Below are 8,662 nucleotides of genomic sequence, written 5' to 3' on the forward strand. Positions count from 1 at the left end.
CCGGCTGGGGTCGCACCGCTCCGACCGCGGCCTCGTCGTAGGTCCGCGGGCGGCACCGTGCTCGACATGACCGGCCTCGACCGCGTCCACGCCATCGACGCGGACGGCGGCACCGTGCTGTGCGACGCGGGTGTCTCGCTGCACCGGCTGATGAAGGTCCTGCTCCCCCTGGGCTGGTTCGTACCGGTGACCCCGGGGACCCGCCAGGTGACCGTCGGCGGCGCCATCGCGGCCGACATCCACGGCAAGAACCACCATGTCTCCGGGTCGTTCGCCCGCCATGTGCTCTCCCTCGACCTGCTCACGGCCGACGGCGAGATCCGCACGGTCGTCCCCGGCACCCCGCTCTTCGACGCCACGGCCGGCGGCATGGGCCTCACCGGCGTCATCCTCACCGCGACCGTCCGCCTCCTCCCCGTCGAGACGTCCTGGATGTGCGTCGACACCGAACGCGCGCGCGACCTCGACGACCTCCTCGCCCGCCTCACGGCCACCGACCGCTACTACCGCTACTCGGTCGCCTGGATCGACCTGCTGGCCAGGGGCGCCGCGACGGGCCGGGCGGTGCTCACGCGCGGCGACCACGCACCCCTGGACGCGCTGGAGGCGCCGCGGCCGTCGCTCTGGACACCGGCGTCGGCATCGTCGTGGAGGGCGTCCACGCGCGCGCGTACGGGCCGCTCCCCGTTCGATGACACGTTCCGGCTCCGGAGGGACCGGGACCTGCCCGCCAGTCCGTTGGAATTCCGGACCCCACGCCTCCCCGCCGCCCCCTCCTTCGTCCCCGACGGTCTCCTCGGCCGCACGGCCATGGAACTCTTCAACGAGCTCTGGTACCGCCGGGCGCCCCGGGCCCGCACCGACGAACTCCAGCGCCTCTCCACCTTCTTCCACCCCCTCGACGGGGTCCCGCACTGGAACCGGATCTACGGCCGATCCGGCTTCGTCCAGTACCAGTTCGTCGTCGGACACGGCCGGGAGGAGGCCCTGCGCCGGATCGTGGACCGGATCTCGGTGCGCCGCTGCCCCTCCTTCCTGGCCGTCCTGAAACGGTTCGGCAAGGGCGACCCCGGCTGGCTGTCCTTCCCGATGCCCGGCTGGACCCTCGCCCTGGACATCCCGGCGAGCCTGCCCGGCCTCGGCGCCTTCCTGGACTCGCTCGACGAGGAGGTCGCGGCCGCTTCCGGCCGTGTCTACCTCGCGAAGGACGCCCGCCTGCGGCCCGAGCTGCTGGCCGCGATGTACCCGAGACTCCCCGAATTCCGCGCACTGCGGGAGGAGTTGGACCCGGGCGGGGTCTTCGTCTCGGACCTGGCCCGCCGCCTCGGCCTGTGAACTCCGTGCCGTGAGCGCGGTCCCCCCTTGTGTCCCCCACACCCAGGAGCTGTCATGAAGGACGCCTTCGGCACCCCCCAGTCCCTGCTGATCCTCGGCGGTACGTCGGACATCGCGCTCGCCACGGCACGCCGTCTGATCGCCCGCCGCACCCGCACGGTGTGGCTGGCTGGGCGCCCGTCGCAGGATCTGGAGAACGCGGCCGTCCATCTGCGCGGCCTCGGCGCGGAGACCCACACCATCACCTTCGACGCGCTGGACCCCGCCTCGCACGAGGCGGCCCTCGGCAAGGTCTTCGCCGAGGGCGACATCGACATGGTCCTCCTCGCCTTCGGCGTCCTCGGCGACCAGGCGAACGACGAACGCGACCCGGTGTCCGCCGCGCGCGTCGCGCAGACCAACTACACGGGCGCCGTCTCGTCCGCCCTGGTCTGCGCGCGGGCCCTCCAGGCGCAGGGCCACGGCTCCCTGGTCGTCCTGTCCTCCGTCGCCGCCGAGCGGGCCCGCCGCTCCAACTTCATCTACGGCTCCAGCAAGGCCGGCCTCGACACCTTCACACAGGGCCTGGGCGACGCGCTCCACGGCACCGGCGCCCACGTCATGCTCGTCCGCCCCGGTTCCGTCCGCACGAGCATGACGGCGGGCCGCCCCGAGAGCCCTCTCGCCACGACCCCGGAGGCCGTGGCGACCGCCATCGAACTGGGCCTGCGCCGCCGCTCGGAGACGGTCTGGGTCCCGGGTTCGCTACGCCTGGTGATGGCGGCCCTGAGGCACCTGCCGAGGGCGGTCTTCCGCCGCCTGCCGCTCTAGAAGAGCCGAGTCTCGCTTCTCGGGAACACGGGGAACTGCTCGAACAACCCCCACCCACCCGCAGCCGCGAGGACCGCTGGACCACCCCTCCCGGAGCGATCCGCCCCACCCAGCGGCGCTCCCGGTCACCGCGCGGGAAGCGTCGTGTCCCCCACCGGCGCCCCCGCCTGCGGCGGCACGACGGACCCACCGAACGCGAACTCCCGCAGCTTGCGCCAGACCCCGTCGGACCCCTGCTCGTAGAGCGCGAAGCCGGTGCAGGGCCACTCGGCCTCGTACCCGGCGAGTTCCTCGAACGCCCGGTCCATCGCCTCCTCGGCGATACCGTGCGCCACGGTGACGTGCGGGTGGTACGGGAAGTTCAACTCGCGTGCCACCGGCCCCGACGCGTCCCGCACCTGCTTCTGCAACCAGGTGCAGGCCTCGGCCCCCTCGACGACCCGCACGTACACGACGGGCGACAGCGGGCGGAAGGTGCCCGTGCCGGACAGCCTCATCGGGAAGGGCCGCCCGGCCGCCGCCACCTCGCGGAGGTGCGCCTCGATCGCCGGGAGGTCGGTGGCCTCGACCTCGGTGGGCGGCAGCAGCGTGACGTGCGTGGGGATGCCGTGAGCCGCGGCGTCGCCGAAGCCCGTGCGCCGCTCCTGGAGCTGGCTGCCGTGGGGCTCCGGGACCGCGATCGACACACCGATCGTTACGGTCCCCACGTCGTCTCCTGTCGTCGTGTCATGCGAGTTGTCGTAGTCCTTGTCAGCCGCGGTCCGTCGTACCGGCCGCCGGTGTCGTACCGGCCGCCGGTGTCGTACCGACTACCCGGCCGTACCGACTGTCGGTCGTACCGCTGTCAGTCGTACCGGCTATCGACTGTACGGCCACAGCGGCCCTCCGGGCAGGCGCAGCGGGAGTGATGTGCGGCGCTGTCGGTGGTGCGACCGGTGGTGCGGCAGGCGCTCGGGGGCAGAGGTGGTGCGGCTCAGTGCTTGGCGGGCAGGAAGCCCACCGCGTCGTACGCCTGGGCGAGCGTCTCCGCCGCGACCGCGCGCGCCTTCTCGGCCCCCTTGGCCAGGATCGAGTCGAGCGTCTCCGGGTCGTCCAGATACTGCTGGGTGCGCTCCCGGAACGGTGTCACGAACTCGACCATGACCTCGGCGAGGTCCGTCTTGAGCGCACCGTAGCCCTTGCCGACGTACTTCTGCTCCAGTTCCGCGACACCCGCCCCCGTGAGGGTCGAGTAGATGCCCAGCAGGTTGCTGACGCCCGGCTTCTCCGCGGGGTCGAAGCGGATCACCGTGTCGGTGTCGGTGACCGCGCTCTTGACCTTCTTGGCGGTGACCTTCGGATCGTCGAGCAGGTTGATCAACCCCTTCGGGGTCGACGCCGACTTGCTCATCTTGATCGCGGGGTCCTGGAGGTCGTAGATCTTCGCCGTCTCCTTCAGGATGTACGGCTTCGGGATCGTGAAGGTCTCGCCGAAGCGGCCGTTGAAGCGCTCGGCGAGGTCACGGGTGAGCTCGATGTGCTGGCGCTGGTCCTCGCCGACCGGCACCTCGTTCGCCTGGTAGAGCAGGATGTCCGCGACCTGGAGGATCGGGTACGTGAAGAGGCCGACGCTCGCGCGGTCGGCACCCTGCTTGGCGGACTTGTCCTTGAACTGGGTCATGCGGGACGCCTCGCCGAAGCCGGTCAGGCAGTTCATGACCCAGCCGAGCTGCGCGTGCTCGGGGACGTGGCTCTGGACGAAGAGCGTGCAGTGCTCCGGGTCGAGCCCGGCGGCGAGCAGCTGCGCGGCGGCGAGCCGGGTGTTGGCACGCAGGTCCGCGGGGTCCTGCGCCACGGTGATCGCGTGCAGGTCGACGACCATGTAGAACGCGTCGTGGGACTCCTGCAGGGCCACCCACTGGCGGACGGCGCCGAGGTAGTTGCCGAGGTGGAACGAGCCGGCGGTGGGCTGGATGCCGGAGAGCACGCGGGGTCGGTCAGAGGCCATGCTCACCATTCTCTCAGGTATCGGGGGCCGTTCCGGAACCGACCGGAAACAGATGTGACACGGGTGGGAACCGATGGGGTCCGGGCGGTGTACCCATGTTGTGAGAACGCGGGAGGGGGGCCGCATCGTCGATGAGGCCGCGGTGATCGCACGCGTACGCGCCGGGGAGCCGGAGGCCTATGCGGAGCTGGTGCGCGCCCACACGGGCATCGCGCTGCGGGCGGCGCGGGCACTCGGAGCCGGTTCGGACGCGGAGGACGTGGTGCAGCAGGCCTTCTTCAAGGCCTACTGCTCACTGGGCCGCTTTCGGGACGGCGCCGCGTTCCGGCCGTGGCTTCTGTCGATCGTGGCCAATGAGACGAGGAACACAGTGCGGACAGCGGGGCGCCAGCGGTCGCTGGCCGACCGGGAGGCCGCCTTCGTGGAGGCCGAGCCGCTGATACCGCCCTCGGCCGACCCGGCGGTCGCCGCGCTGGAGATAGAGCGGCGCGTCGCGCTCCTGGGCGCCCTGGAGCAGCTGAGCGAGGAACACCGGCTGGTCGTCACCTACCGCTATCTGCTGGAGATGGACGAGCCGGAGACCGCGGCCGCCCTGGGCTGGCCCCGGGGCACGGTGAAGTCCCGTCTGAGCCGTGCACTGCGCAAGCTGGGCCGCCTCCTGCCGGAATTCGAGCCGGGCGAACCGCTGGGCCGGAAAGGGAGAGGGGGTGAGGGGCGTGCGTGAGCCGGGCGGCGGTGAGGAGCGCGGACCGGGCGAGGACCGGGGACGGGACGAGGACCGGGGACGGGACGAGGTGCGGCGTCGTGCCGAGGTGCGGGGCCGAGGGCGGTCGAGGGACGGTGGGGACACGGAGGGTGATGTGTGCGACGCCCGGTTGCCCGTGGAGCTGCGGGCACTCGGGCGGGCGCTGGACCGGCCGGGGAGCGACGGCGACGAGACCATGGTCGAGCGCGTGCTCCAGCAGATACTCGCCGAGCGGGTGCCGACGCCGGTGGCCGAGCCACCGGGGGCCGGGGAGCGGCTGCGGGCGGTGCGCCGGTGGGCCCGGACGCGGTGGCGCGCGCTGATCGCCGCGCTGTGCGGGCTGCTCACGGCCCTCGTCCTCACGCCTCCGGTGCGGGCGGCGGTGGCCGACTGGTTCCGGTTCGGCGGGGTCGAGGTGCGGTACGACCCGTCGGCGACGCCTTCGCCGGGTGCCCGGGTGCCCGGCTGCCCGGAGCCGGTCCCGCTGGCCGAGGCCGGGCGGCGGGCGGGGTTCGCTCCGCTCGTGCCGGGCGCGCTGGGCGCTCCGGACGCGGTGTCCGTGACGCGTGCGCCGAAGGACCGCTTCGTGATCACCCTCTGCTGGGAGGAGCGGGGCGGGACCGTCCGGCTCGACGAGTACGCGTCCCGGCTGGCGCCCGAGTACGGCAAGACCGTGGCGGGTGAGCAGGCCGTCGAGTGGGTCGGGCTGCGGGAGAGCGCGCACGACGCGCTGTGGTTCCCCGAGCCGCACCTGCTGCGCTTCTGGATGACCTCCGAGGACGGCACCCGCCTCACCCGCTCCGAGCGCACGGCGGGGCCCACCCTGCTGTGGGTCCACGACGACGCGTTCACGCTGCGGCTGGAGGGCGTGCAGTCGAAGGCGCGGGCGCGGGAGATCGCGGACTCGTTGGACTGATCGGTCCCGCCCGGGTGGGAACCCCGGCCGTCCGAGCGGTGTACCAGGAATGACACCGCGAGTGCGGGAGGGCCGCACCGGGATCGATCGGAGGTGTCGGATGCGTGGACTGCGACAACTGACGGCGATGGTGGGCGGGTTGGCGATGGTGCGCGGGTTACTGACGGCGGTGGCCCTGGTGCTGCTGGGGGCTCCGCCCTCGGCGGCGGGCGGACCGACCAGTGTGCTGCTGGTCTCCCCGACCAGCCAGCGGACGGCATCGCTGTACGGCACACAGGAGGAGTATGGCGATCTGGAGAAGCTCCTCGCCCCCGCGGGCAGCGCGCTCGACCGGAGCCGCGAGAAGGCACCGGAGTGGGGGCGGGAGGAGATATGGGGAGAGCGGATCAGCGACATGGTCAGCGTGACGTGGATGATCCACGACGTGACGCCATGGCGGCTGGACCGCGTCTACACGGCCGCGCCCGACACCAAGGACATCTGGATCCACACGACGCTCGGCACCGGTGAGGAGGTCCTCGGCGCTCCGGGCGCCGGCGTCTGGCACCGGGCGAAGCAGCCGGACCAGCTGCGGAAGCTGCTCACCGGCCTGGGGATCCTGGGCGCGTCCCCGGGTGATCCTGCCTCCGACGCCCTGGCGCGGGACGAACCGTCTTCGAGCGACACGGCAGGAGGGACCGCGGCCGGTACCGCCGGGGCGGCTGTCGACGCCGGGGCAGCGGCTGACGTACCCGGCCTGACCGACCACGCGCACTGGGCGATACCCGCCCTGGCGCTGGGCCTGCTCGCTGGCTCGGGCGGCGCCATGCTCCTCCTACGCCGCGCGGCGGCCCGGAACGGGTCCGGGCCGCCGCGGGAGCCCCGTCAGGAGCTGCTGGACGCCTGAGCGACGACGGTCCGTACGCGGTCAGAAGGCCGGCAGCAGGTCGGCCGGTTCAGCCGAGGTCGATCTCCGGGTACAGCGGGAAGCCGGCGACGAGGTCGGTGGCGCGGCGGGAGATCTCGTCGGCGACCTTCGCGTCGAGGACGTGCTGGGCCTTGGAGGGGGCGCCGGACTTGGTGGTGCCGGACTCGGTGGTGGTGAGGACACGGTCGATGAGGCCGGCGACCTCGTCCATCTCGGCGGTGCCCAGCCCACGCGTGGTCAGGGCGGGCGTGCCGATCCGGATGCCGGAGGTGTACCAGGCGCCGTTCGGGTCGGCCGGGATGGCGTTGCGGTTGGTGACGATGCCGGAGTCGAGCAGCGCGGCCTCGGCCTGACGGCCGGTGAGACCGTAGGAGGTGGCGACGTCGATCAGGTTGAGGTGGTTGTCGGTGCCGCCGGTCACGAGGGTGGCGCCCCGGCGCATCAGGCCTTCCGCCAGCGCTCGGGAGTTGTCGACGATGCGCTGGGCGTAGTCCTGGAAGGCGGGCTGACGGGCCTCGGCGAGGGCGACTGCCTTGGCGGCCATGACGTGCGGGAGCGGGCCGCCGAGGACCATCGGGCAGCCTCGGTCGACCTGGTCCTTGAGGGAGTCGTCGCACAGGACCATGCCGCCGCGCGGGCCGCGCAGCGACTTGTGGGTGGTCGTGGTGACGATCTGGGCGTGCGGTACGGGGTCGAAGTCGCCGGTGAGGACCTTGCCGGCGACGAGGCCGGCGAAGTGCGCCATGTCCACCATGAGCGTGGCGCCGACCTCGTCGGCGATCTCGCGCATGATCCGGAAATTCACCAGACGGGGGTAGGCGGAGTAACCGGCGACGATGATCAGCGGCTTGAAGTCACGGGCGGAGGTGCGCAGGGCCCCGTAGTCGATGAGGCCGGTGGCGGGGTCGGTGCCGTAGGAGCGCTGGTCGAACATCTTGCCGGAGATGTTCGGGCGGAAACCGTGGGTGAGGTGGCCGCCGGCGTCCAGGGACATGCCGAGCATGCGCTGGTTGCCGAAGGCCTGGCGGAGCTCGGCCCAGTCGGCGTCGGAGAGGTCGTTGACCTGGCGGGCGCCGGACTTCTCCAGGAAGGGGACCTCGACCCGGTCGGCGAGGACGGACCAGAAGGCGACCAGGTTGGCGTCGATACCGGAGTGCGGCTGGACGTAGGCGTGGCGGGCGCCGAAGAGCTCCTTGGCGTGTTCGGCGGCAAGGGACTCGACGGTGTCGACGTTGCGGCAGCCGGCGTAGAAGCGGCGGCCGACGGTGCCCTCGGCGTACTTGTCGCTGAACCAGTTGCCCATGGCCAGGAGGGTGGCCGGGGAGGCGTAGTTCTCGGAGGCGATCAGCTTGAGCATCTCGCGCTGGTCGGTGACCTCCTGGCCGATGGCGTCGGCCACCCGCGGCTCGACGGCGCGGATCACATCGAGGGCGGCACGGAAGGCGGTGGACTCGTGGGAGAGGGGCTCGGCTGACATGGGGACCTCCGGACGTTGCGTTCAGCGTTCACGGTACGGCCCAGGCGCACGGCACTCATCTTCCCCGGGCCGCTCCCCGATGGTCCGTCCCATCCCAGCGCGCCAGTCACGACCCACCGCTCACCCTATCGGGCGGGCGGGAGCGGCGGGCCGGGACGTCCACCATTCGAACGACGGGAGGAGGGGGCGCGTGTCAGAGGATCACGTGCGGGAGGAAGCGGGCGTACTCGTCCGTGACCAGGCCCGAGGACTCGCGGATTCCGAGGCCCGCGGACTCGTTCTCGACGACCCAGGCGCCGAGGACCACGTGGTTGTCGTCGAAGGTGGGCAGGGGGGACAACTCCTGGTAGCAGCAGGGTTCTTCGCGGAGCGCGAAGGCGGTGTCGGGGGTGTGGAGGGTGACACCGGCGCCTTCGCGGCCGAGGAGGGGTTTGGCGACGTAGCCGGTGGTGGCGGCCAGTTCGCGGGGGCCGTCGAGATAGGCG

At 72.2% G+C, this 8,662-nt stretch carries 9 protein-coding genes; 5 read left to right on the forward strand and 4 right to left on the reverse strand.

From position 1 onward, the window contains the following. Together P1P70_RS35205 and P1P70_RS35210 are read left to right on the forward strand one after the other, a co-directional pair. Positions 1-1,335: FAD-binding oxidoreductase (locus P1P70_RS35205; protein ID WP_319245103.1), on the forward strand; the 1,335-nt coding region annotated here is incomplete at its 5' end. Positions 1,336-1,389: 54 nt separating this feature from the next. Next, positions 1,390-2,145 (forward strand): decaprenylphospho-beta-D-erythro-pentofuranosid-2-ulose 2-reductase, encoded by a 756-nt coding sequence (locus tag P1P70_RS35210; RefSeq protein WP_319245104.1) that lies wholly within the window; start codon positions 1,390-1,392, stop codon positions 2,143-2,145. 125 nt (positions 2,146-2,270) lie between these two features. On the opposite strand, the gene P1P70_RS35215 is transcribed toward P1P70_RS35210, so the two are convergent. Continuing rightward, complete coding sequence (locus P1P70_RS35215; protein ID WP_319245105.1) at positions 2,271-2,852, reverse strand: 2'-5' RNA ligase family protein; 582 nt, start codon at positions 2,850-2,852, stop codon at positions 2,271-2,273. Between the two features lie 266 nt (positions 2,853-3,118). Beyond that, positions 3,119-4,132 (reverse strand): tryptophan--tRNA ligase, encoded by a 1,014-nt coding sequence (gene trpS, locus P1P70_RS35220; protein ID WP_319245106.1) that lies wholly within the window; start codon positions 4,130-4,132, stop codon positions 3,119-3,121. A gap of 142 nt (positions 4,133-4,274) precedes the next feature. On the opposite strand from trpS, the gene P1P70_RS35225 reads away from it, so the two are divergent. From P1P70_RS35225 to P1P70_RS35235, 3 genes are all read left to right on the forward strand, one after another. Next, a complete protein-coding gene (locus tag P1P70_RS35225; protein ID WP_413471620.1) occupies positions 4,275-4,856 on the forward strand; it encodes an RNA polymerase sigma factor in 582 nt (193 codons plus the stop codon). 88 nt (positions 4,857-4,944) lie between these two features. Beyond that, positions 4,945-5,793, forward strand: a complete 849-nt coding sequence (locus tag P1P70_RS35230; RefSeq protein ID WP_413471621.1) for a hypothetical protein — start codon at positions 4,945-4,947, stop codon at positions 5,791-5,793. A 100-nt stretch (positions 5,794-5,893) separates the two neighbouring features. Then, the gene (locus P1P70_RS35235; protein ID WP_319245108.1) at positions 5,894-6,679 is read left to right on the forward strand and encodes a hypothetical protein; all 786 of its coding nucleotides are present in this window, start codon (positions 5,894-5,896) and stop codon (positions 6,677-6,679) included. 49 nt (positions 6,680-6,728) lie between these two features. Here P1P70_RS35235 and P1P70_RS35240 read toward each other — a convergent pair whose 3' ends face one another. After that, entirely contained in the window at positions 6,729-8,177 is a 1,449-nt protein-coding gene (locus P1P70_RS35240; RefSeq protein WP_319245109.1) for a glycine hydroxymethyltransferase, read from the reverse strand. Positions 8,178-8,370: 193 nt separating this feature from the next. Continuing rightward, on the reverse strand, positions 8,371-8,662 hold a 292-nt coding region (locus P1P70_RS35245; protein ID WP_319245110.1), incomplete at its 5' end, for a glutathionylspermidine synthase family protein.

Origin of the sequence: Streptomyces sp. MB09-02B, from assembly GCF_033794485.1 — a bacterium.
GTDB lineage: Bacteria > Actinomycetota > Actinomycetes > Streptomycetales > Streptomycetaceae > Streptomyces.